Here is a 22551-nt window from a genome sequence, read left to right on the forward strand (position 1 = left end):
TACGCCGTGGCGGGGCCCCTCTCGGACGTCATGCCGCCCTCACGCCGGACCTGCCGGGACCGGTTGCCAGGTGGGCGGAAGCAGTGCCGGGACGTGCGCACCGCGCACCTCCGCGAACTCGGAGCCGGTGGCGAGGAGCCGGCGGGCGGCGGCCCGCGGGTCGGTGAGCCCGTGCGCGGTCATGTGGGCCGCGACCAGCCCGGCCACCAGGGGTGTGGCGAAGGACGTGCCGCTCCAGGACGCCATCCCCTCGAACATCACCTGGTCCGGCTTGCCCGGGGCGGCCTGCTGCGCCTCGCTCAGCACGCCGGTGTGACGCGGGGAGCGACAGGTGCAGGAGTAGGTGAAGCCGTAGCGGCAGGCGTCGTAGGTGGAGTGCTGGTAGACGTACGGGACGGGGGTGTCGAAGCCGGTGAGGGCGCTGGTGAGACGCTCGCCGGGCGCGTAGACCCGGACCCAGGGGCCGTGGTTGCTGAAGCAGGCGCCGAACTCGCCGTCGCCGCGCAGCGCGCCCACCGACAGCACCGCGTCGGCGTACTCGGGCAGCGAGGCGTAGGCGGCCGGCCAGAAGGGCGCGGCGCTGCCGTTGTTGCCGGCGGCCGCGACCAGCAGGGTCTTCTGCGCCTGGAGTTCCTCCATGAACGCGGCCACGCCGAGCAGGCCGTCGACCCGGCCGTTGGACGTGCCGGCGGAGAGGCTGAGGATGTCGGGCCAGCCGCTCTGGACGGCGTCGAAGAGCCGCTCGCCGAACTCGGACTCCAGGATCGCGCCGGCGTCGTTGAGGGTGCCCCGCACGGTGACGTCGGTGTGCGGCGCGACGGCCGCGACCAGCCCGGCGATGAACGTGCCGTGTCCGACGTACTGTTGGAGGATCCCCTCCTCGTCGGTCTCCCTGACCTGGGCGTCGCCCTCGGTGCGGGCCAGCAGCGGGTAGGAGCGGTAGTCGTGGGTCAGACCGGTGTCGACGACGAGCACGCCGACGGCGTCCGTGCCTTCCGCGGCGTCGTCCGCCGGGGCCGCCGCCGGGTTGGGCCGGGCGCTGCGCGGGGCGGGCACCGGTTCGTCGCCGGGGCAGGCGTTGACGGCGATCGACACCAGGTGGTTGCGGCTGATCATGCGGCGGCCGGCGCGGCCCTCCGTCTCCCGCAGCGCGCGCAGGGCGCCCGCGACGGTGGGGTCGGCTGCGCGGCCGCCCTCGCCCGGGTCGCCGACCCGGATCCGGGTGATGCCCGAGCGGTTGGTCTGCGGGCCCGCGCGGCGCACGTGGTCCGGGACCAGGCCCTCGGTCGCGGTGAAGTGCGCGCGGACGGCGTCCTCGACGACCCGGGCCTCCTCGCCGTCGCGCGCGAGGACGACTCCCTTCTCGTAGATGAACTCGGCGGAGTCGTCCGGTCCCATCGCCAACGGGACGTCGGGCAGCGAACGTTGGAGGTGGTCGAACTGCTCGTGGAATCGCTGTGGTGCCATGGCGTGTCCTCCCCTACAGCCGGTGGTCGACAGCAAGACCCGCGGGACGGCCGTCTGATACAGGTGGTGCGACGGCGGATGGGGGTGGTGCGGTTGCGGTCGCGCGCCCCTCGGTCTGCCGACTCCGTTGACACGACGTCCAATTGTTACTGGTGGATACGGTGCCGAACCGGTGTGGCGTGCAGGCCGGAGCACTACCATCCGTGGAGTGACAGCGGTAAACGACTCGGTTCTCGAACTGCTGCCGATGGTGTTCGCCGCCCCGGGCGACGCGTTGTCGCAGGCGGAAGGAGTGCTGGACACCGATCCGACGCCGTTGCACGCTTCGGTCGCCCACCAGGTGATCGGCATCTGGCAGCGGGACTGGGGCGACATGCGCCTGGCCCTGGACCATCTGCGGCGCGCCCGGGACCTCGCGGCCCGCGCGGACTCTGCCGAGCGGGAGGCGGACGTCCTCGGCACGCTCGGCGTGGCGCTGGTGCACGCGGGCCGCACCCGGCAGGGGCTCGCCGCCTTCGAGCGGGGGGTCGAGCGCGGGAGCGGCCACACCCGCGCGCGGGTCATGTACCGGCGGGCGTACTCCCTGTGGGTCCTCGGCCATCATCGCGAGGCGCTGGAGGACGTACGCCGGGCGATCCCCGTGCTGCGCCAGGCCGACGACGTCATCTGGACGGCGCGCGCCCTCACCCTGCGCGCCACCGTGCATCTGGCCCTCGGGGCGGTCGACCGGGCCGAGGCGGACTTCACGGCGGCCGAGGCACTGTGGGACACCACCGGGCAGGAGCACGACAAGGCCGACGCGGTGGAGAGCCGCGGGCTGGCAGCCTTCCGTTCCGGGGACGTCCCCGCCGCGCTGCGGCTCCTCGACGAGGCGGAGGAGCGGTACGCCAAGCTCGGCACGCCGACGTTCATGCTCAACATCCGGCGCTGCGAGGTCCTGATGGCGGCCGGTCTCGCACCGGAGGCACTGGCCGAGGCGGACGCGGCGATCGGGGTGCTGGACGGCATCGGCGGGCAGTCCACCCGTAAGGCGGAGCTGTTGCTGACGGCCGCGCGGGCGGCACGGCTGGCGGGCGATCCGGGGACGGCCATCGCGCGCGCGGCGGTGGCCGAGCGGCTCTTCGCGGGACAGCGGCGCACCTGGTGGGAGACGCACGCCCGGCTGGTGCTGATCGAGGCACGGGTGGCCACCGGACGCGGCTCCGGGCGGCTGGTCGCGGACGCGGCGAGGCTCGCCGAGCGGCTGGCGGCCTTCCAGGCGCCGGCCGCGCCGCAGGCCTGGCTGCTGGCGGGCCGGATCGCACTGGACCTGAACTGGACCACGGACGCCGAACGGTACCTGCAGATCGCGGCCCGCAGCAGGCGCAGCGGACCGCCGCTGGCACGGATGACGGGCTGGGCGGCGCAAGCGCTGTGGGCGCGGGCGACCGGCTCGGGCCGTGGCGTGCTGGAGGCCTGCCGGCGCGGGCTCGACGTCCTCGACGACCACCGCACGACGCTGGGCGCCTCGGAGCTGCGGGCCCGGGCCACAGCGCAGGGCGCCGAACTCGCCGCGCTGGCCCAGGAGGTCAGTCTGGAGCGGGGCGGGCCACGGCAGTTGCTGGTGTGGAGCGAACGGTGGCGGGCCACGGCGCTGTCGACGCCGCCCACCCGGCCGCCGGCCGACCCGGCGCTGCTGAGCGGGCTGACCGCCTTCCGGGTGATCGCCGCCCGTGCGGAGGCCGCCCGGATGGACGGCCGGCCGGTGCCGACGCTGGAGCGTGAACAGCGGCGTCTGGAACGGGAGATCCGCTCCCGGACCCTGCACATCCGCGGGGTCACGCCCTGGGGCGGTGACCGGTTCGGCGGTGACCGCTTCGACGCGGGGCGGCTCCTCGACCGGCTCGGCAAGGGGCGGCTGGTCGAACTGGCCGTGCTGGACGGGCGGGTTCAGGTGCTGCTGTGCGGGGGCGGGCGGGTGCGCCGGTTCCCGGGCGGGCTGCTGGCCGAGGCGGAGCGGGAGGCCGAACACGTACAGGCCGGGCTGCGGCGGCTGGCCCACCCCGGCGCGGAGGGCCGGCTGCCGGTGGTGGAGGCGGCGGGGCGGAAGCTGGAGGAACTGCTGCTCGGCGAGGCGGCGGGGCAGCTGGGTCCGGGGCCGTTGGTGGTGGTGCCGCCGGCCCGGCTGCACCGGGTGCCGTGGGCGCTGCTGCCGTCGTTGCGGGAGCGGGTGGTCAGTGTGTCGCCGTCGGCCAGTGGCTGGCTGCGCGCGCGGGAGACCGAACCGCCCCCGGGCGGCCGCCAGGTCCTGGTGCGGGGCCCGGGGCTGGCGTCCTGCGGGGCGGAGGTGCCAGAGGTGGCCGGGCGGTACGGCAGGCCGATCGTGCTGGAGCAGGAGGATGCCCATGTGTCGCGCGTGCTGCGGGAGTTGGACGGGGCCGCGCTGGCACACATCGCCGCGCACGGTACGTTCCGCGGGGACAGCCCGATGTTCTCGTCCCTGCGGATGGCGGACGGGCCGCTGATCGTCCACGACTTCGAGCGGCTGGCCCGCAGTCCGTACCGGATCATCCTCTCCAGCTGCGACACCGCCCGGCTCGCGTCGGTCGGCGCGGACGAACTCCTGGGCCTGGTCACGGCGTTGCTGCCGCTCGGCACGGCTGGTGTGGTGGCGAGCAGCGCGCCCGTCAACGACGCGGCGGTCGTCCCGCTGATGCTGGCCCTGCACAAGGGCATCAGCGCGGGCCTCTCCCTGGCGGAGGCGCTGCGGGACGCCCGCGCCGCGCTGCCGGACGACGCGCTGCACCAGGCGACGGGCTGGGCGTTCACGGCGTTCGGGGCGGCCTGAGTCCGGCTCTCGGCCCGGCCGGTTCAGGCCGGCTGCTCCACCAGCCATGGAAGGGCGCCGCGGTCGCCGGCGCCGAGACGGCTGTAGGCGCCGTGGAGGTGGTTGCCGACGGTCCGGACGGACAGGGTGAGGCGTTCGGCTATCTGCCGGTTGCTGAGGCCGGCCGCGGCGAGGGTGACGATCTGCCGTTGCCGGGCGGTGAGTTCGCCCAGGACCAGACCCGACAGGGCAGGGGTACGGGCGCCCTGACAGCGCCGGGCCAGGGCGACGGCGCGCGTTCGCGCGGTGCGGGCCGCGCCGGCGTCCCGGTGGGCGCCCACCGCCTGCGCGTACGCCTCGGCCGCGAAGAGCAGGAACCCGCGCTCCTCCAGTTCGGCGGCCACCAGGTCCAGCGCGGGGCCGTCGCCCCGGGCGAGGGCCCGGGCATGCCGGGCGAGGCAGCCGTCGAAGGGGAGAAGCCGGACGGCGTGCCGGGGGGCGCCCAGGCGTACGGCGTCGTGGACGAGGTAGGGGTCGCGGGTTTCGCGGGGGTCACCGGTGCCGGTGCCCGGACCGCAGCCGGTCTCGGTCGTCCCGAGTGTCTTCAGGGCCGTGTCGAGGTCCCCGCGGACGGCCGGTGGCCATGCGGCGGTGCCGGGGTGCTCGGCGAGGACGTCGATCGATGGTCCCGTCTCGCCCGACTGGGCGGCGGCCAGGGCCAGTTCGGCGCGGCAGGCGCGGTCCTGCGGGGTGGCGGCCAGGCCCTCCCTCGCCCAGGCCGCCGCCTCGCGCAGTTCTCCCCGCAGCCGTGAGAAGCGCGGCGGACGGCGGCGTACCTCGCGGGTACCGGTTCCCCCTCCGCGACGCACCACTCCCCCACGGGCGTCGGCGTCGCACGGACGTCGGCCCGCTCGATGCGGCGGGTCAGCCCGGCCGCCTCGGCGTCGAGGGCGGACGCGGCGGAGCGTCGTCGGCCGCCGAGCCGCCTGGCGCGCAGCCGGCCGGCCTCGGCGCGCAGCACCGGGCCGTGCAGGGGGTGGGCCAGGCGGACGCCGGTGTCGTCGTCGACGTCGAGGAGGCCGTCCGCCTCCAGGCGTTCGAGGATCCGCAGGTCCAGGGTCTCCGCCGGCAGGGGCAGCGGTTCGGCGAAGGCGAGCCGGTCGAGGATCTCGCGTTCGTCGGGGCAGGTGCGGGCGAGCACGGGGGCGGCGCGTTCCCGCAGGGCCGGGGTCACCGGCACCCGGCCGCGCCAGGTCCGCTCCCCGGTGTCCGCGTCCCTGGTCAGCAGACTCCGCTCGCGCAGCGCGTCCAGCAGGTCGCGCAGGAGACGCAGGTCGCCGCCGCACAGGCGGTGCAGACGGTGGGCGGTGAGGGGCTCCAGCGGGCCGCCGGCGCCGGCGTCGAGGAGCCGGGCCGTCTCCTCGCGGGGCAGCGGCTCCAGGGCGAGGCGGGGCAGCAGTTCGCCGGTCCACAGCCGGGTGACGGCGCCGGGCGGGCGGCCCCCGTTCGTGACGAGGACCAGCAGCCGGGTGCGGCCCTGGTCGGCCAGCTGGTGGAGCAGGGCGGCGGAGGCGTCGTCCAGCAGCTGCGCGTCGTCGACCAGCAGCTGCCGTACGCCGGACAGGAGGTGGACCGCCCTGTGCAGCGTGACCCCCTCGGGCAGCAGCGGGGCGAAGGCGGCGAACGGCAGCTCACGCGTCCCGGGGATGCCGGCCACCCGGGTGAAGTCGGTGCCGCGGATCGCCTCCAGGGCCAGCCGGGTGCGGCCGCAGCCCGCCGGTCCGGTGATGACCAGGCCGGGCCGGCCCGGCGCCGACGAGCGGCGGACGAGCTCCAGTTCCTCGTCCCGGCCCGTGAACGGCCATGGCGGTCGCAGGGTGCTGTCTCGGGGTTCGAAGGACGTCACGTGAACTGGAGTCGGCATACTCACGCCTGATACAGGGTGACTTGAGTAGCCCCCGACTCAGGCGGTGCGGCGGTCCGGCACGGCAACCTGGAGCCCATGACCGCCCGTTACTGCTCGCTCGCCCGGCAGTCGGCCCCCGCGTTCGCGCCGGGGCTGGCCGTGGAGCGGCTCGCCGCGCTGGTGAGCGGACGGCGGATGTGGGTCAACGGCACGGTGCTGCACTACTGCTTCCTCGACGGTGAGAGCGACGGTTCGGTCATCGCCCTGCCGGGCTCCGGGGTGACCCGCTGGGTGTCGTGGGCCGGCGGCGAGGCGCAGCGGGAGGTCGTGCGGGACTGCTTCCGCGAGTGGCGGGAGCTGGGTATCGGGGTGCGGTTCGCCGAGGTCGCCGACCGCTCGGAGGCGGAGCTGCGCATCGGGTTCCAGCCGGGCGGCGGCTCCTGGTCGGCGGTGGGCCGGGACGCGCTGTCGGCCGGCCGGGGCGAGCGCACGATGAACTTCGGCTGGGATCTGACCGCGCCCGGGGAGCGCGCGACGGCCCTGCACGAGATCGGCCACGCGCTCGGCATGCAGCACGAGCACCAGAGCCCCTTCGCCGGCCTCCACTGGGACGACGAGGCCGTGTACGCCGATCTCGCGGGTCCGCCGAACCACTGGAGCCGGGACCGGACCTGGTTCAACATCCTGCGCAAGCTGGACCCGGCCGAGGTGAACGGGTCGGTGTGGGACTCGCAGTCCGTCATGGAATACCCCTTCGCGGCGGGGCTGATCCTGGAGCCGGAGCAATTCCGCGGGGGTGTGCATCCGCCGGGCGGACTGTCGCCGCTGGACAAGGAGTTCGTCCTCGGCTGGTATCCGCCGCCCGACGGGGGACGGCCGCCCGCGCTGGTGCCGTTCCGTTCGGTGCCGCTGTCGCTGGGGCCGGGCGAGCAGGTCGACTTCACCGTCGAGCCGCGCGAGACCCGCGAGTACACCTTCGCGACCTTCGGGGAGAGCGACTCCATGGTCGTGGTCTTCGAGGAGCGGGACGGCGAGCCCCGCTTCGTCGCGGGACACGACGACGGCGGCGCCCCGCACAACGCCACGATCAGGATCCGGCTCGTCAGGGGCCGGCGCTACTTCGTCCGCGTACGCCTGTACTCCGGCTGGGGCGCGGGCGAGACGGCGGTCATGTGCTGGTGAGCTGTCAGGCCACCCTTGAACCACAGTCCGGCGCCGGGGGAAGCGCCGGGGACGCGTCGCCTTCGGGGGAGGGAGACGCGTCCCCGGCCACACCGGTCCGTGCCCGACCCGTGAGCCGTGGTGCCGGAGGCCTCACGGGCTACGGACGCGGGTCGTGACGGTGCGCGCGCCCGGTGGGTGCGAGGGACTTCACGAGGCCGCCCGCGTGGTGCCGTACGCCTCGTCCGGGTGCGCGAGGCCGAGGTGGTCCCGGAGCGTGGTGCCCTCGTACTCGGTGCGGAAGACGCCCTGTTCCTGGAGGAGCGGGACGACCTGGTCGGCGAACGCGTCGAGGCCGCCCGGGGTGATGTGCGGGACGAGGATGAAGCCGTCCGCGGCGTCGGCCTGCACGTACTCGTTGATCGTCCTGGCGACGGTCGCCGGGGAGCCGACGAAGTTCTGCCGGTTGCCGGTCGCGATGACCAGGTCGCGGATCGACCAGCCGTTGGCCTCCGCGAGCTCGCGCCACTCGCGGGCCGTGGCCAGCGGGTCGCGGTACATCCGGACCTGGGCGCGGCCGCGCGCGATGTGGTGCTCGCCGGGATCCGGGTCGATGTCGGGCAGGGGGCCGTCCGGGTCGTAGCCGGACAGGTCCCTGTTCCAGACGAACTCCAGGTGCTTGAGGGCGGTGGCGCCGCTGACCTGGCTGCGGCGCACGTCCCGGGCGATCTCCTCGGCCTCGGCGTCGGTGTCGCCCAGGACGAAGCTCGCGGCGGGCAGGATCAGCAGCTGGTCGGCGCGCCGGCCGTACTTGGCGAGGCGTGACTTGACGTCGGTGTAGAAGGCCTGGCCGGCCTCGAGCTCCGCGTACCGGCTGAAGATCGCGTCGGCGGACTCGGCGGCGAACTCGCGGCCCTCGTCGGAGTCCCCGGCCTGGAAGATCACCGGGCGGCCCTGGGGGCTGCGCGGCACGTTGAACCGGCCGTGGATGTCGAACTGCCGGCCCTCGTGGACGAAGGCACCGGCCTTGGCGTCCTGGAGGAAGGTGCCGGTGCTCGGGTCGGCGACGATCTCGTCGGCCCGCCAGGAGTCGAAGAGCTCGCCCGTGGCGGCGAGGAACTCCTTGGCGCGGGCGTAGCGCTCGTCCTGCGGGAGGTAGCCGCCCCGGCGGAAGTTCTCGCCGGTGAAGGCGTCCCAGGAGGTGACGACGTTCCACGCGGAGCGGCCGTCGGAGAGGTGGTCGAGGCTGGCGAACTGGCGCGCCACCTCGTAGGGCTCGTTGAAGGTGGAGTTGATCGTGCCGGTCAGGCCGAGGCGCTCGGTGACGGCGGCGAGCGCGGCGAGGATCGTGAAGGTGTCGGGGCGGCCGACCACGTCCAGGTCGTAGATCCTGCCGCCCTGTTCGCGCAGGCGCAGCCCCTCGGCGAGGAAGAGGAAGTCGAACTTGGCGCGTTCGGCGGTCCGCGCGAAGTGGGCGAAGGAGCCGAACTCGATATGGCTGCCGGCCCGCGGGTCGCTCCACACGGTGGTGTTGTTGACGCCGGGGAAGTGTGCGGCGAGGTGGATCTGCTTCTGGGGCTTGCTCATGGTGGGGTCTCCCTCCCGCTCAGACGGCGGCGTAGCGGTTGGCGGGGCGGGACAGGCCCAGCAGCCCGCGCAGGGTGTCGGCCTCGTACGCGTGACGGAAGGCGCCGCGGCGCTGGAGTTCGGGGACGAGACCGCGGGTGATGGCCGGGAGGTCGTGACCGGCGACCGCGGGGCGCAGCCGGAATCCGGTCAGCCCGGCGGCCTGGAAGTCCTGGAGCAGGTCGGCGAGTTGGGCGGGCGAGCCGGCGAAGACGCGGGCGTCGCCGCGGTACTCCTCGCCGGCCAGGGCGTCGAGGCGGTCGCGGCGGGCGGCCGCCTCGGCCGGGGCGTCGTCGAGGAAGACCACCAGGTCGGCGAAGACGTGCAGCGGTTCGGCGGCCCGCCCTGCCCGCTCCTGTTCGGCGCGGATCTCGGCGACGATCGCGCGGGCCTGGTGGGTGTCGTGCGGGGTGACGTACCCGACGTCGGTGGCGCGGGCCACCAGTCGGTAGGGGATCGTGTCGTGCGCGAGGGCGGTGACCAGGGGCTGGCCCTGCGGCGGGCGGGGGGTGATGGAGGGCCCCTTGACGCTGAAGTGGCGGCCTTCGAAGTCGATGTAGTGGAGTTTGTCGCGGTCGATGAACCGGCCCGTCGCCACGTCCCGGATCTCCGCGTCGTCCTCCCAGCTGTCCCAGAGGCGGCGCACGACCTCGACGTAGTCGGCGGCCTCGTCGAACAGGCCGGTCACCAGCTCCTGGGCGGCCGGGTCGTCGTAGGCCTCGATCCGGGGGATCGTGCGACGGCCGAAGTGGGCGGCCTCGGTGGGGCGGGCGGTGATCTGGACGCGCAGACCGGCGCGGCCGGTGCTCACGTAGTCGAGGGTGGCGATCGCCTTGGAGAGGTGGAACGGCTCGGTGTGCGTGGCCACCACGGTCGGCACCAGGCCTATGTGGTGGGTGAGCGGGGCGACCCGGGAGGCGACGAGGACGGCGTCGAGCCGGCCGCGTACCTGGTCGGTGCGGTCGTCCGGGTCGAGGAAGTGGGAGGACTGCGGGCCGAGGCCGTCCTCGATCGTCACGAAGTCGAGCAGTCCGCGCTCGGCCTCGGCGACCAGGTCGGCCCAGTATCCGGCGGTGAACAGTTCACGCGGTCGGGCGACCGGCTCGCGCCAGGAGGCGGGGTGCCAGCCGGTGCCGTCCAGAGCGACGGCGAGATGCAGCGGGGAGGAGGAGGTCGAGGACACGAGGGTGCCTTCCTGGAGGTCCGTACGAGAGCGCCGGCCCGCGCGCGGGAAGGGCGCGGGCACCTGCCGGGTAAGCGCGGCGAGGGGGTCCGCCCGGCCGGGGGCCGGGGGGGGGGGAGGTCAGGGGCGACAGAGCGTGCCGGTCACGCGCAGCAGGTCGATGTGCAGCCGGGAGTGGAGGTGTACGGCGTGGCGTATGCGGGTCACGGCCGGTCTCCCTCCTCCCCGGCGCCGGGCGGCGCCTCGTTCCTCTCGGTGTGATGCCAAACGCCGCCGCCCGGCGGGGTGTTCCCGCGACTCAGGAGTTGTCCAGCGGCAGTCCGGGCGGGTTGACCGCGGACGTGGCGACGGCCTCGTTGGAGAGGTTGTAGGCCGCCAGCCACTTGGCGTACTGCCCGTTCTCGATCAGGTGGTTGATGGCGTCCGCGAGCGGCTTGGCGAGGCCGCTGCCCTTCTTCGCGGTGGCGGCGATCAGGCCCTGGAGCGTCTCGCCCGCGCCGGAGACGGTGCCCGCGTTGCGGGTGGCGTTGGCCGTGCCCGCGGTCTGGGAGATGTTGTACGCGATGCTGGGGTTGGGCCCGAAGTACGCGTCGATCTTGCCGCTGGCGAGCGCCAGGTAGATGCCGTTGCGGTCCGGGTAGTACTTGACGGTGAGCTTCTTGCCCTCCGACTCCAGCTTCTTCTTCCACTCCAGGAGGATCTTCTCCTGGTTGGTGCCGGAGCCGACGGTGACGGTCAGGCCGGCGAGGTTCTCGTAGTCGCCGTCGAAGTTCCACTTGTTGGACTTCTTGACCTCCCAGCCGAGGTTGTCCTGGCGGTAGGAGGCGAACTCGTACTTCTTCTTGCGCTCCTCGGTGTCGGTGACGTTCGAGAAGGCGACGTCGACCTTGCCGCTGTCGATGCCGACGAAGAGGTTCTCCCAGGTGAAGTTCTTCGTCTCGGGCTTCAGGCCGAGGACGGCGGCGACCAGGCGGCCGAGGTCGGGCTCGGCCCCGGTGAGGGTCTTCTGGTCGTCGCCGACGTAGGCCAGCGGGGCGAAGCCGGAGGGCAGGGCGCCGATGCCGATGTTCAGCGTGCCGCGGTTCCTCACGGCGTCGGGCAGTTCGGCGCTGATGGACTTGACCTCGGAGACCTTCAGGGCGGTCTCCTCGGCGGCGCCGTTGGACACCCGGCCGATCGTCACGCTGCCCGCGGCGCTGTCGGTCGTGGTGGCGGCCTCGCTGTCCCCACCGCAGGCGGCGAGCCCGGTGGCGAGGGTGGCGACCGCGGTCGCCGCGGTGATGCCGCGGATCAGGCTGCGTCGGGTGAAGTGGGCAGACATGGCCGTCCTTTGGGACTCGGAGGGTGGAGAGGAGTGACGTGGGGCGCGTGGGGGCTGTGGGGTGTGTGGGACCCGTGGGGGTCGTGGGGCGGGTGAGAGGCGTCGGGCGTGGGGGCGTCGAGGTGTCAGAGCACCTTGCTGAGGAAGTCCCGCGTCCGCTCGTGCCGCGGTCGGTCGAGGACCTCGCCGGGCGGGCCCTGCTCGACGATCTTCCCGCCGTCGATGAAGACCACCCGGTCGGCGACCTCGCGGGCGAAGCCGACCTCGTGGGTGACGATGACGAGCGTGGTGCCGCTGGTCGCCAGGTCCTTGATGACGGCGAGGACCTCGCCGACGAGCTCGGGGTCGAGGGCGGAGGTGGGTTCGTCGAAGAGGATGACGCCGGGGCGCTGTGCGAGGGCGCGGGCGATGGCGACGCGCTGCTGCTGGCCGCCGGACAACTGCCGGGGATAGGCGCCGGCCTTGTCGGCGAGGCCCACCCGGTCGAGGAGTTCGCGGGCCAGCTCCAGGGCGGCGGGCTTGGCCAGGCGCCCGGTGGCGACGGGCGCGGCGGCGACGTTGTCCAGCACGGTCAGGTGCGGGAAGAGGTTGAAGTTCTGGAACACGAAGCCGATCCGGCCGCGCTGGGCCAGGATGGCCCGTTCGCTCAGCTCGCGCAGCCGGCCGCCGTGCCGGCGGACACCGATCGGCTCGCCGTTGACGCTGACATGGCCGATCTCGGGCTTCTCGAGGTGGTTGACGACCCGCAGCAGGGTGGACTTGCCGGAGCCGGACGGACCCAGGATCACGGTCACCTCGCCGGGCCGCACGGTCAGGCTCACCCCGTCCAGCACCCGGTGCGTGCCGTACCACTTGTGCACGTCGTGCACCTCCACGGCGGCGGGCACGATCGCGGCGGCGCCGGCGCTGCGCACGGTCTCGGTGGTCATACGGCGGCCTCCCGGCGGATGCGGGCCCGCAGGTCGGTGAGACCGGACCGCAGTGTCTGAAGCGGCGTCGGCGGCAGGGAACGCGTGGCGCCCCGGGCGTAGTACCGCTCGACGTAGAACTGGACGACGGAGACGAGGCTGGTCAGGAGCAGGTACCAGACGGTGACGACCAGCAGCAGCGGCACGATGTCGCCGGGGTAGGTGGCCCCCATGGTCTGCGCGGTGCCGAACAGGTCGAGCAGGGACACGTAGAAGACCAGGGAGGTGGACTTGACCAGGCCGATCAGCTGGTTGACGTAGTTCGGCGTGATCGACCGCAGGGCCTGCGGGAAGACGATCCTCCAGAACTGGTAGCGCTTGGGCAGGCCGAGCGCGGCGGCCGCCTCGTGCTGGCCCTGGTCGACGGAGAGGATGCCGCCGCGGACCACCTCGGCGGCGTAGGCCGCCTCGTTGAGGCTGAGGCCGACGACGGCGATGACCATGTCGGTGGCCAGCCGGGACTCGTCGAAGCGGAAGAACGCCGGACCGAAGGGAACCCCCACGCTCAGGGTCTGGTACAGGGCGCTGAAGTTGTAGAGGAAGAGCAGCACCACGATCAGCGGGATGGAGCGCAGGGCCCATACGTACGTCCAGCTGACGGCGCGCAGCACCGGGCTGCGGGAGAGCCTGGCGAGGGCGAGCAGGATGCCGCCGAGGAGGCCCAGCACCGCGCTGTAGGCGGCCACTTCGAGGGTGATCAGCAGTCCGTCGAGGATGACGGGACGCAGGAACCAGTAGCCGAAGCGGTCCCACTGGTAGAAGGGGTTGGAGATCAGTCCGTGGGTGAACTGCGCGACCAGGACCAGGGCCAGGGCGGTGGCGATCCAGCGTCCGGGCCTGCGCAGCGGCTGGACGCGCTGGGCGGTGGGCTTCTGCGGCGTGACGTCGACGGCGGGTGCGGCGTCGACAAGGGTCACGGCACCTGGGGGTTCGGTCATGAGGGGCTCCGGCGGGAGTCGGACACCCCGGGTCACGGCGGACGCGCGCGGCCGGACGCGCTTCGGCGGGGCGGCGGGGACCGCTCGGCGGGCGCGAACAGGGCATGGCGCACGGATGCGTACGGGAGACCGGGGTGGGGCGGACAACGGCACACCGCTCGGGCGGTGTTCGTCGGGAACGCGGAGGCGGGGCTGTGGTGCGGGGGTTCGGTCAGCCCCGACAGCGGGCACGGCCCGGTGCGGTACACAGTGCGCTGTTCACGCGCAGGAGGTCGACGGCGCGGTTGGCGACGAGGATGTCGAGGTACGGCCGTACGCAGCCCCGGGAGCGGCGGGGCGCCGTCCGATGAGCTTCGTACATGTCCGTCACCGTCACTGTTCCTGCCCCTGAGGGGCCTTCGCGCTTACCGATACGTCATTGTCGAAACGTCGGTCCGGTCGTCACCTGGGGCACCCCACCGCGGAGCGAGGGTTGCCGGTCGGCCAGCCAGGGCTTGTCGCCGACACTCATGACCGTTCTGGGCCGTAAGTTAAGACAGTCGACCCGACGGATGTCAACGGCGGTCCAGTGGATGGACTGGTTCAGAACGGCTTGACCTGCGGGTGGACCATCGATCCCGCTGCCGCGTGGGTCTCCCAGTCCAGGATCTGGACGGCCGCGCCGGCGGCCTCCAGGCCCTGGCAACGGGCGTGATGGCGACGGGCGATGGCGTCCAGGTCGAGGTGGGCGCCGAAGGCCGTGTGAGCGGCCAGCCGGCGGGCGTAGGCCCACAGGGCGGGGTGGTCGGCGACGCGGTGCACGGTGGCGGCGTCCAGGTGGTGGCGGTGCACGGTGTCGAGCTGGACCAGGGCGACCCACAACTCGATGTCGGCGGCGGTGATCTGATTGCTGATCAGGTAGGCGTGGGCACCGAGCCCGCGCTCCAGCACCGCGAGCGTGGTGAGCAGCGTGTCGAGGGCGGCGGCGCGCTCCCCCTCCTCGGTGCCGGCCGCTCCGGCACGCTGGGCCGCCTCCTCGATGCCCTGGGCGCACATCCGCTCGACGGCCTCGATCTGCGACTGCGCGCCGCACGGGTACAGGGTGGGCCGGCCACCCCCGGGCCTCCCCCGGTCTTCGTCCGCAGGGGCCCCCATCTCGCCGTGTGCGGCCAGGTCGCGGGCGATGTCGGGGCCGTGGCTGCTGACGATGCGCCCCGACCAGTCGTCGCTGAGCACCGGCGCGAGGGCCGGTCCGGTGTACCGGTGCGCGCTGGCGTCGTACAGCGGACGCAGCGCGGAGTGGCCTCCGTCGGGGCGGTCCGGGACGGCGGGGAGCCAGGTGATCGGGCAGGCCTTGTCCAGGCGGAGGAGGCTGTGGGTGACGGCGATCCGCAGACAGTCGGGGTCGCCGGCCGTCAGATGGAGGCGGTAGCGGCCCGGCACGGCGTAGTGGCCGCTGCGTGCGTCGCGGCCGATCCGGCCCCGGAAGGCGGCGGCGGGCCGGGTGGACAGGTGGGCGGCCAGTGGTGTGACGGACATGACTCTCCCCGGAGGCGGGACGCGCACGGGACGTACGCGCGGCGGATGCGACGTCGAAGAGGGAGGTACGGACCTCGTCCGCGCGTGCCGGGTGCGGCCGTGTCCGTGGGACACCGCCGGTGCGGGTGCGGCGCGGGAACGGGCCCGGCTCAGTCCTGGAACCCGATGGCGCTGCACACGCGCTTCAGGTCGATGTGACGGCGGGAGGTGAGCAGGGGTGACGAGCATGCCGTGCGGCCCGCTCGGCCGGTGGTCGGCTTCCGTCGCCCCATCGTTTCCCTACCCGTTCACTAGGATTCCCGTGTCGAGTGTCGATCCGCCTCGAGCCTCCGTCAAGGGGGCGTCCACCAGGTGAGTACCGGTGCCGCTCCGGGAACCACTCCGCGGCCCGTTCGGCAAGACGGTGGCACGCGTCGGGGTGCCCGGTGGCGCACGGTGATCACCGCGCCGGGCCGCAGTCACTCCAGTACGCCGGAGGCGACCTCTTCCGCATCCGCGTCGGCGACCACGCACCGGCGCACCAGGTCGCCGACGGCGGCCGGTTCGGCCGACGGGCCGGCGGTCTTCGCTGCGGTGTCGGCGAAGGGGTCGAGGGCGGCGGGCCGCCTGGTCCACAGCGTGGACCCGAAGCCGCCTGGACGGTCCGCCGGGCCCTCGGCGCTCGCTGGCTGCCCAGTCCGGGACAGCGCGGCGCACAGGGGCCCCTCCTCAACTCTCCTTCCGGGGACGCCAGAAGACGGCCAGCAGACCGGCCGTCGCGACGACACCCACCCCGAGCACCACACCGGCGCCCGTCCATCCGGTCACCGCGGTGTCCGCGGCCTCGTCCAGCGCGTACTTCCCGGGCCCCCACGCCCCCAGCGCCAGCGCGAGGACGCCCAGGACGAGGACGTACTCGTAGCCCTCCTTGAACACGAAGAAGCCGTTGCGCCGGTGCGCGAGCAGGCCCGCCACCAGCATCACGGACAGCACCGCCGCGCAGGCCAGCGAGGTGAGGAAGCCCGCCAACAGCAGCACGCCTGCGCCGAGTTCGGTCAGCACACTGAGCCATGCCTGGAGTCTCGGCCGGGTGAGTCCGAGGCCGCCGAACCAGCCGGCGGTGCCGGATATGCCGCCCGAGCCGCGCCAGTGGTTCCAGCCGTGCGCCACCATCACCCCGCCGAGCACGACCCGTACGAGCAGCAGTGCGGTGTCCGAAGCCTGACTCATCGCCATGTCCCCTTCTCCGTCGGCGGCGCCCGCACACCCGGCGCGCACTCCTCGCCGAAGGCGAGCACGTGCCGGTGGCAGGCGAGAGCGGTAGGGCCGACGCCGGTGTGGTGACCCGCGCCCGCCTGCTCGTGGCGTACCACCCGCGGGGCTCCGGTGAACATGGAAGCCGAGAGCCGGGCGAACCCCTCTCGGGGCGATCGACGACCCGGGTACCGACCGCCTCGATCCGGACCGGTGTCCCCGGCGGGTCGGCGAGGGTGTCCGCCGAGACCACGACGGCCGAGTTCGCCGGAACACCCCGGGGTGCCCCGGAGTTTCCTCAGGTGCGGGACTTGGTGGTCGCGGCGAAGGCGTCGGCGGCGGTGAGGTCGAAGTCGCCGTGGTCGCTGCCGAGCCCCTGCGCGACGAGGGCCGCGGCCGCGCTGCCGAGGACGGCGGCGTCGCTCGGCGTGCGGCCCAGGCTCACGCCCCGCAGATAGCCGGCCGAGAACGCGTCGCCGCATCCGGTGGTGTCGACGACGTCGACGACGAAGGCGGGGACCGGTTCCGCGCCGTCCGCGGTCACCACGAGCGCGCCCTCGCCACCGCGCGTGACGGCGACGACACCCGCACCGGCGCCGAGCAGCTTGCGCGCTCCCGTCAGCAGGTCGCTCTCGCCGGTGAAGCCGAGGACCTGGTCCTCGTTGGGCAGCAGATGGTCGATGTAGGGCAGCGCCGCCTCGATCTGCTCGAAGCTGCCGAGGACACCGGGGGCGAGCAGGTCCACGGAGGTGACGACGCCGTGTTCCCTGGCGTACGACAGGATGCGCGTCGCGACCTCCACGCCGATCAACTCCGGTCCGCCCAGGTGCAGATGGTCGGCCTCGGCCAGGGCGTCCCAGGGGACGTCGTCGAGGCCGTAGGTGATGTTGGCGCCGAGCAGGTGCAGTGAGGGACGGTCGCCGTTGGGGCGGATCGGCAGCACGCTCGCGGAGGTGGCGGTGTCGGTGCGGCGGACGAGGAATTCGGTGTCGACGCCGGCTCGGGCCAGCAACCGCACCAGCATGTCGCCGGTCGGGTCCGAGCCGATGGCACCGGCGCTGCGCACCCGCGCACCCAGCTTGGCGAGGGTGAGAGCGGTGCCGCCCGCGGTCCCGGCGGCGGTCATCCGGATGTCGTCGACCAGCGTCGCGCCCTGGCCTTCGGGTATCTCCTGCACCGGCCGTACCAGTACGTCCAGCACGTGCACGCCCATGGTGAAGACCTTCATCGGCTTTCCCCCTTCATCGGCCTCGTCGGCCTCGTCGGCTTTATCGGCTCTGTTCCTGCACGGGTGGTACGGGGTGCGTGGTGCCGTAGTCGCGGGCGATCGCGGCCTCGATCACGGCGAGTTGCTGCTGCTCGTCGAGGAAGCGGGGCCGGCCCATGGCGGCCGCGCGCTGGTAGACGCCGCAGGCCCATTCGAGCAGCAGCGCGTTCTCGACCGCCTTGTCGAGCGTCGTCCCGTGGGTGACCGCGCCATGGTTCGCCAGCAGGGCGGCGCTGCGGCCGTCGAGCGCGGTGATCACCGACTCGGCCAGTTCGGGCGTGCCGAAGGTGGCGTACGGCGCGACCCGCACCGTGCCGCCGAGGGCGAGCAACTGGTAGTGGATGCACGGCAGTTCGTCGAGGACACAGGAGACCGCGGTGGCCATCGGAGCGTGGGTGTGGACGACCGCGCCGGTTCCGTAGCGGCGGTAGATCCCGAGGTGCAGATCCAGTTCCGAGGTCGGCCGCAGGCTTCCGGCCACGATCTCGCCGCGGAGGTCGACCACGGTCACCTGGTCCGGGGTGAGTTCGGCGAGGACCGTTCCGGTCGCGGTGATCGCGACCCGGTCCTCGACGCGTACGCTCACGTTGCCTGCCGTACCGATGAGGAGGCCTTCGGCCCCCAGGCGCCGGCAGACGTCCGCGACGGCGGCCCGCTCCTGACCCAGCGCCGAGCTTGAGGCGGTCATGGGCGCGAAGGTAGCGTAAACCTGAAACAAAGTCACGTTCACGTTTGGAGGCAGTTCCTTGGCCCAGCCGACCACGGGTCCCGACGGCGGCACTCCGCTGCGCCGCACGCCGCGACAGGCGCGCAGCAGGGCACGTCTGGCCCTGCTGCTGGAGGCCGCCGAGCGCATCCTGGTCGGCGACGGCGTCGAGGCGCTCACCACGACGCGGGTCGCGGCCGAGGCGAAGGTGTCGGTCGGCTCGCTGTACCAGTACCTTCCCGACCGCGACGCGATCATCGACGCCCTCGCCGCGCGCTACTTCGCCCGCCTGGAGGACGTCATGGACGATCTGGTGCGGACGGCGGCGCGGGAGCGGTGGGAGGATCCCGTGGGCGTGCTCCTCGACACGTTCGCCCGCGTCTACCGCACCGAACACGGTTTCCGCGCCCTGTGGTTCGGCAGCGGCCTGACCGAGCGGACGCGGGCCGCCGACCGTGAGCACAAACGGCGGATGGCCGACGGGATCCGCCGGGTGCTGCTCGCGCTGGGCGTCGCCCGCGACGACGAGGCGCTCGCCAGGGCCTGCCACGCCGCGATCCTCGCCGCCGACGCCCTGGCCCAGGAGGCCTTCCGCCGGGCCCCCGAGGGTGACGGGGAGCTCCTCGACGAGGCGAAGGCGATGCTGCGCTGCTATCTCGCCGAGGTCGTCGCGCGGCGCGGGCGGCGGTAGCCGAAAGTCCGTGGCCGCCGGTGCGGACCGGTCGGTAGCCTCGGGGGCCGCAGACCGGCCGCCCCGGCGGTCGCCGCACCCGGAGAGCGCATCCCATGAGCGACCAGCACCCCCGAGCCACCACGACCCTCTGGCGTCCCACCGGTCCCAAGGAGCTGGAGCTGGTGCGTGAGCTCGGCGGGCGGGCCTGGCCACCCCGGCTCCCCGAGCAGCCGATCTTCTACCCGGTCCTCGACGAGGACTACGCCGTCAGGATCGCGCGGGACTGGAACGTCAAGCACGACGGCGCCGGCTATGTCACCCGGTTCGAGGTCGACTCCGAGTTCCTGCGCAGGTATCCGGTGCGGCAGGCGGGCGGGCGGACGATCCTCGAACTGTGGGTCCCGGCCGAGGAGCTGGAGGAGTTCAACGCGCACATCGTGGGCGAGATCGAGGTGGTGCACGCGTTCTCGTGACCCACGGCCCAGCACACCGCCCGCCAGGGCGAGGGGCGGCACGGAGGCCGGCTCCCCCACCGGAGGGACCGGGGGCGGGGCCGGGGATCCCCGCCTCCGCTCCCCCACCGGAGGGACCGGGGGCGGGGCCGGGGGATCCCCGCCTCAGCGCGGGATCGCGTCGAGGGCCTCGTTCAGCGTCGTCGCGGCCATGATGAGGGAGAGATGGGTGAACGCCTGCGGGAAGTTGCCGAGTTGCTCCCCGCTGGGGCCGATCTCCTCGGCGAACAGGCCGACATGGTTGGCGTAGGTCTGCATCTTCTCGAAGGTGTAGCGGGCCTGGGGCAGGCGCCCGGCGCGGGCCAGGGCGTCCACGTAGAGGAACGTGCAGAGGCTGAACGTGCCTTCCGAGCCGCGCAGTCCGTCGGGGGACGCCGTGGGGTCGTAACGGTAGACCAGGCTGTCGGAGACGAGGACGCGTTCCATCGCGTCGAGGGTGTTGAGCCAGCCGGGGCTGCGCGGTGACACGAAGCCGACCCGGGGGGCGAGCAGCAGCGAGGCGTCCAGGACGTCTCCGCCGTAGTGCTGCACGAGAGCCTGCTGCTTGGCGTCCCAGCCGTGTTCCATGACCTGTTCGAGGATCGCGTCCCGGGCCCGGGTCCAGCGCACGGTGTCCGCGGGCCTGCTGAACTCGGCGGCCAGGCGCAGTCCGCGGTCGAAGGCGGCCCAGCACATCACGCGGCTGTAGGTGAAGTCCTTGCGGCCGCCCCGGGTCTCCCAGATCCCCTCGTCGGGCCGGTCCCAGGAGTCGGCGAGCCAGTCCAGCGTGCGGGACAGACCCTTCCAGCCGTGGTAACCCGCCTGTTCACCGACCTGACGGCCCTCGGCCAGGGCGTAGAGGGCCTCGCCGTAGATGTCGAGCTGCAACTGGTCGGAGGCGGCGTTGCCCGCCCGGACGGGGTAGGAGCCGCGGTAGCCCTCGAAGTGCTCCAGGATCTCCTCGGTCAGATGGGGGTCGCCGTCGACGCGGTACATGATCTGGAGGGGTTCGTCGTCCGGTCCTTCGCGGGCGGCCAGGCGGTCGCCGAGCCAGTGGGTGAAGCGGGTGGCCTCTTCCACGAAACCGAGGTCGAGCAGGGCCCGCACCGACAGGGAGCCGTCCCGCACCCAGGTGTACCGGTAGTCCCAGTTGCGTTCCCCGCCGACCTGTTCGGGCAGGCCCATCGTCGCGGCGGCGACCGGCGCGCCCGAGGGCGCGTACGTGAGGAGCTTGAGCGTGATGGCCGAGCGGTGCACCATCTCCGTCCAACGGCCGTGGTAGCGCGAGGTGCGCACCCACTTCTGCCAGAAGTCGACGTTCTCCCAGAGCCCCTCGGTGACGCTCTCGTTGGTCGGGAGCGGGGGCGCCTCCCCGCCCGGCGCGCACATGGTGAACACGGCGACGGCCGTCTCCCCGGCCTGGAGGGTGATCGCGCCCCGGACGTCGTTCCCGTCCCGTTCGAGCGGGATGGTGCCCTGGAGGTGGGCCGTCGCCCCCGGAGCGCGGAACGTCGCCACGTCGTGGGTCAGGTCGAGTTCGTGCGATGCCCGCGCGTAGTCGAACCGCGGACGGCATTCGAGCCGGAAGCGCACGGTGCCGCGCACGGTCCGTACGACGCGCACCAGCCGGTGCCGGTCGGTGGCCGCCGGGCCCGGCTGGACCGGCATGTGGTCGATGATCTCGCCGACCCCGTCGGGGGACATGAACCGGGTCACCACCACGGCGGTGTCCGGGTAGTAGAGCTGCTTCCAGGTGCCGTCCGGGTGGTCGGGCGCGAGGAGGAAGTGCCCGCCGCCGTCGTGGTCGAGCAACGCGGCGAAGACGCTCGGCGAGTCGAAGCGCGGTGCGGCGAACCAGTCGATGACGCCTTGCGACGAGACCAGCGCGGCGGTCTGGAGGTCGCCGACGAGTCCGTGGTCGGCGATGGGCGGGTAGCGGTCCATGGCGTTCTCCTCAGGCGGCTACGGCCGCTGCCGTCGGACGGGGCGACGTCGCGGTGCCGCGCGTCGGTCACGCCGGCCACCGTCCTCGGAGCACGCGCCTGTCCCGCCGGGTGGGCGGTCGTCCGATCCGACCACCAACGTAGCTCCGGCCGATGTCGGCGGCGAGTTGGGCCGGCCGGGTGAACCGGGGCGCCGGGACCCCGGGCTCCCCGGTCCGTGTGCGTGCACGGGTACGCGCGCGGATCGGCCGGTGTCACGGGATCGCGGATCTCCGGCGTCGAGTTGCCGGGGCCGGAGGCCGCCGCGTTAATAGGTGAGCGAACCGAACCGCGGAGGTCCGGATGGACATGATCCGTATCCGGGCGGTGTGCCCGCCGGACCTCACGGAACGCGTCATGGTCCTGCTCGGCGCCGAGCCGTGTGTCCTGAACCTGCACCTCCAGCCGGGCCGCGTCCGCAACCCCGACGGTGACGCCATCGAGTGCGACGTCCTGACCGGAGCCGCGAACGAGGTGCTGCGCGGGCTGCGGGACCTCGGCCTCGAACGGCGTGGTTCCATCGTCCTCGACCCGGTGGACACGGTGTTCTCGGACCGCGCCACCCGGACCTGGGCCAAGGAGCTCGGGGCACGGCCGCGCGCGCCGGTGTGGGAACAGGTGGAGGCCCGGATCCGGGCCGAGGGCCGCTACCCCCCGAGCTTCTATCTGTTCCTGGTCATCGCCGGTCTCATCGGCGCGGTGGGCATCATCACCAACTCGCAGATCCTCATCGTCGCGGCCATGGTGGTCGGCCCCGAGTACGGGGCCATCACCAGCGTCGCCCTCGGCATCGACAACCGCTCCCGGCCGAGAATCACACAGGGGCTGCTCGCGCTGCTCGTGGGTTTCGTGCTGGCCGTCGCCGCGACCTTCCTCTTCGCCCTCCTCGTCCGCGGCTTCGGACTCCAGCCGGAGGCCTTCGAGTTGGGGGTGCGGCCCGTCTCGAACCTGATCAACACGCCCAACTTCTTCTCGGCCGTGGTGGCGGTGCTGGCCGGGGTGGTCGGCATCGTCTCGCTGTCGGAGGCCCGGACGAGCGCGCTGCTCGGCGTCTTCATCTCGGTGACCACGATTCCGGCGGGGGCCGACATCGGGGTGTCCGTGGCGTTCGGCAGCTGGGACGAGGCCCGGGGCTCGCTGGTGCAGCTGCTGCTCAACATCGTCGTCCTGATCGTGGTCGGGACGGGCACGCTCAAGTGCCAGCGGGCCATCTGGCGGCGGGTGAGCGAACGCCGGCACGGGCGCGCGGCCGGGCGGACGACTTGAGGCAGCGCCGGGGTGGGCGGCGCACCGAGGTGCGGCCGC

At 73.3% G+C, this 22551-nt stretch carries 17 protein-coding genes, 1 pseudogene and 1 riboswitch; of the genes and pseudogenes, 5 read left to right on the forward strand and 13 right to left on the reverse strand.

Going from position 1 to position 22551, the window contains the following annotated elements; translation table 11 throughout:
• Positions 1-39: 39 nt before the first annotated feature.
• A complete protein-coding gene (locus OG440_RS04805; RefSeq protein ID WP_406005571.1) occupies positions 40-1467 on the reverse strand; it encodes a S8/S53 family peptidase in 1428 nt (475 codons plus the stop codon).
• A gap of 247 nt (positions 1468-1714) precedes the next feature.
• Here OG440_RS04805 and OG440_RS04810 point away from each other — a divergent pair, with 247 nt between their 5' ends.
• Positions 1715-4294 (forward strand): CHAT domain-containing protein, encoded by a 2580-nt coding sequence (locus tag OG440_RS04810; protein ID WP_406011253.1) that lies wholly within the window; start codon positions 1715-1717, stop codon positions 4292-4294.
• A gap of 23 nt (positions 4295-4317) precedes the next feature.
• Here OG440_RS04810 and OG440_RS04815 read toward each other — a convergent pair.
• Positions 4318-6197: pseudogene (locus OG440_RS04815) on the reverse strand (LuxR C-terminal-related transcriptional regulator).
• A gap of 78 nt (positions 6198-6275) precedes the next feature.
• Between OG440_RS04815 and OG440_RS04820 the strand changes: the two are divergent.
• The gene (locus OG440_RS04820) at positions 6276-7361 is read left to right on the forward strand and encodes a M12 family metallopeptidase (RefSeq protein WP_406005572.1); all 1086 of its coding nucleotides are present in this window, start codon (positions 6276-6278) and stop codon (positions 7359-7361) included.
• A 189-nt stretch (positions 7362-7550) separates the two neighbouring features.
• Here OG440_RS04820 and OG440_RS04825 read toward each other — a convergent pair whose 3' ends face one another.
• From OG440_RS04825 to OG440_RS04870, 10 genes are all read right to left on the reverse strand, one after another.
• The gene (locus OG440_RS04825; RefSeq protein ID WP_406005573.1) at positions 7551-8927 is read right to left on the reverse strand and encodes an NtaA/DmoA family FMN-dependent monooxygenase; all 1377 of its coding nucleotides are present in this window, start codon (positions 8925-8927) and stop codon (positions 7551-7553) included.
• Positions 8928-8946: 19 nt separating this feature from the next.
• The gene (locus tag OG440_RS04830; protein ID WP_406005574.1) at positions 8947-10149 is read right to left on the reverse strand and encodes an LLM class flavin-dependent oxidoreductase; all 1203 of its coding nucleotides are present in this window, start codon (positions 10147-10149) and stop codon (positions 8947-8949) included.
• Positions 10150-10447: 298 nt separating this feature from the next.
• The gene (locus tag OG440_RS04835; protein WP_406005575.1) at positions 10448-11470 is read right to left on the reverse strand and encodes an ABC transporter substrate-binding protein; all 1023 of its coding nucleotides are present in this window, start codon (positions 11468-11470) and stop codon (positions 10448-10450) included.
• A 125-nt stretch (positions 11471-11595) separates the two neighbouring features.
• Positions 11596-12399, reverse strand: a complete 804-nt coding sequence (locus tag OG440_RS04840) for an amino acid ABC transporter ATP-binding protein (protein ID WP_406005576.1) — start codon at positions 12397-12399, stop codon at positions 11596-11598.
• A complete protein-coding gene (locus OG440_RS04845; protein ID WP_406005577.1) occupies positions 12396-13376 on the reverse strand; it encodes an amino acid ABC transporter permease in 981 nt (326 codons plus the stop codon). Before OG440_RS04845 ends, OG440_RS04840 begins: the two co-directional genes overlap by 4 nt.
• Before the next feature lie 211 nt (positions 13377-13587).
• Positions 13588-13737 carry a hypothetical protein gene (locus tag OG440_RS04850; RefSeq protein ID WP_406005578.1) on the reverse strand — a complete coding sequence of 50 codons (150 nt, stop codon included), beginning with the start codon at positions 13735-13737 and terminating at the stop codon, positions 13588-13590.
• A 34-nt stretch (positions 13738-13771) separates the two neighbouring features.
• Positions 13772-13891, reverse strand: a riboswitch (SAM riboswitch).
• 67 nt (positions 13892-13958) lie between these two features.
• Entirely contained in the window at positions 13959-14894 is a 936-nt protein-coding gene (locus OG440_RS04855; RefSeq protein ID WP_406005579.1) for a glutathione S-transferase C-terminal domain-containing protein, read from the reverse strand.
• 708 nt (positions 14895-15602) lie between these two features.
• On the reverse strand, positions 15603-16103 hold the full coding sequence (locus OG440_RS04860) for a DoxX family protein (RefSeq protein ID WP_406005580.1): 501 nt from the start codon (positions 16101-16103) through the stop codon (positions 15603-15605).
• A 322-nt stretch (positions 16104-16425) separates the two neighbouring features.
• Positions 16426-17355 carry a carbohydrate kinase family protein gene (locus OG440_RS04865; protein WP_406005581.1) on the reverse strand — a complete coding sequence of 310 codons (930 nt, stop codon included), beginning with the start codon at positions 17353-17355 and terminating at the stop codon, positions 16426-16428.
• A gap of 40 nt (positions 17356-17395) precedes the next feature.
• A complete protein-coding gene (locus tag OG440_RS04870) occupies positions 17396-18082 on the reverse strand; it encodes a class II aldolase/adducin family protein (protein WP_406005582.1) in 687 nt (228 codons plus the stop codon).
• Between the two features lie 58 nt (positions 18083-18140).
• On the opposite strand from OG440_RS04870, the gene OG440_RS04875 reads away from it, so the two are divergent.
• Positions 18141-18791, forward strand: a complete 651-nt coding sequence (locus OG440_RS04875; protein ID WP_406005583.1) for a TetR family transcriptional regulator — start codon at positions 18141-18143, stop codon at positions 18789-18791.
• Between the two features lie 95 nt (positions 18792-18886).
• Positions 18887-19246: a hypothetical protein gene (locus OG440_RS04880; RefSeq protein WP_406005584.1), complete on the forward strand. Its 360-nt coding sequence runs from the start codon at positions 18887-18889 to the stop codon at positions 19244-19246.
• Positions 19247-19390: 144 nt separating this feature from the next.
• Here the strand turns inward: OG440_RS04880 and OG440_RS04885 are convergent, their stop codons facing one another.
• On the reverse strand, positions 19391-21208 hold the full coding sequence (locus OG440_RS04885; RefSeq protein WP_406005585.1) for a glycoside hydrolase family 15 protein: 1818 nt from the start codon (positions 21206-21208) through the stop codon (positions 19391-19393).
• 341 nt (positions 21209-21549) lie between these two features.
• Between OG440_RS04885 and OG440_RS04890 the strand changes: the two genes are divergently transcribed.
• Positions 21550-22512 carry a DUF389 domain-containing protein gene (locus OG440_RS04890; RefSeq protein WP_406005586.1) on the forward strand — a complete coding sequence of 321 codons (963 nt, stop codon included), beginning with the start codon at positions 21550-21552 and terminating at the stop codon, positions 22510-22512.
• The last annotated feature ends 39 nt before the right edge of the window (positions 22513-22551 follow it).

It is taken from the genome of Streptomyces sp. NBC_00637, assembly GCF_045161545.1.
In the GTDB taxonomy this organism is placed as follows: Bacteria; Actinomycetota; Actinomycetes; order Streptomycetales; family Streptomycetaceae; genus Streptomyces.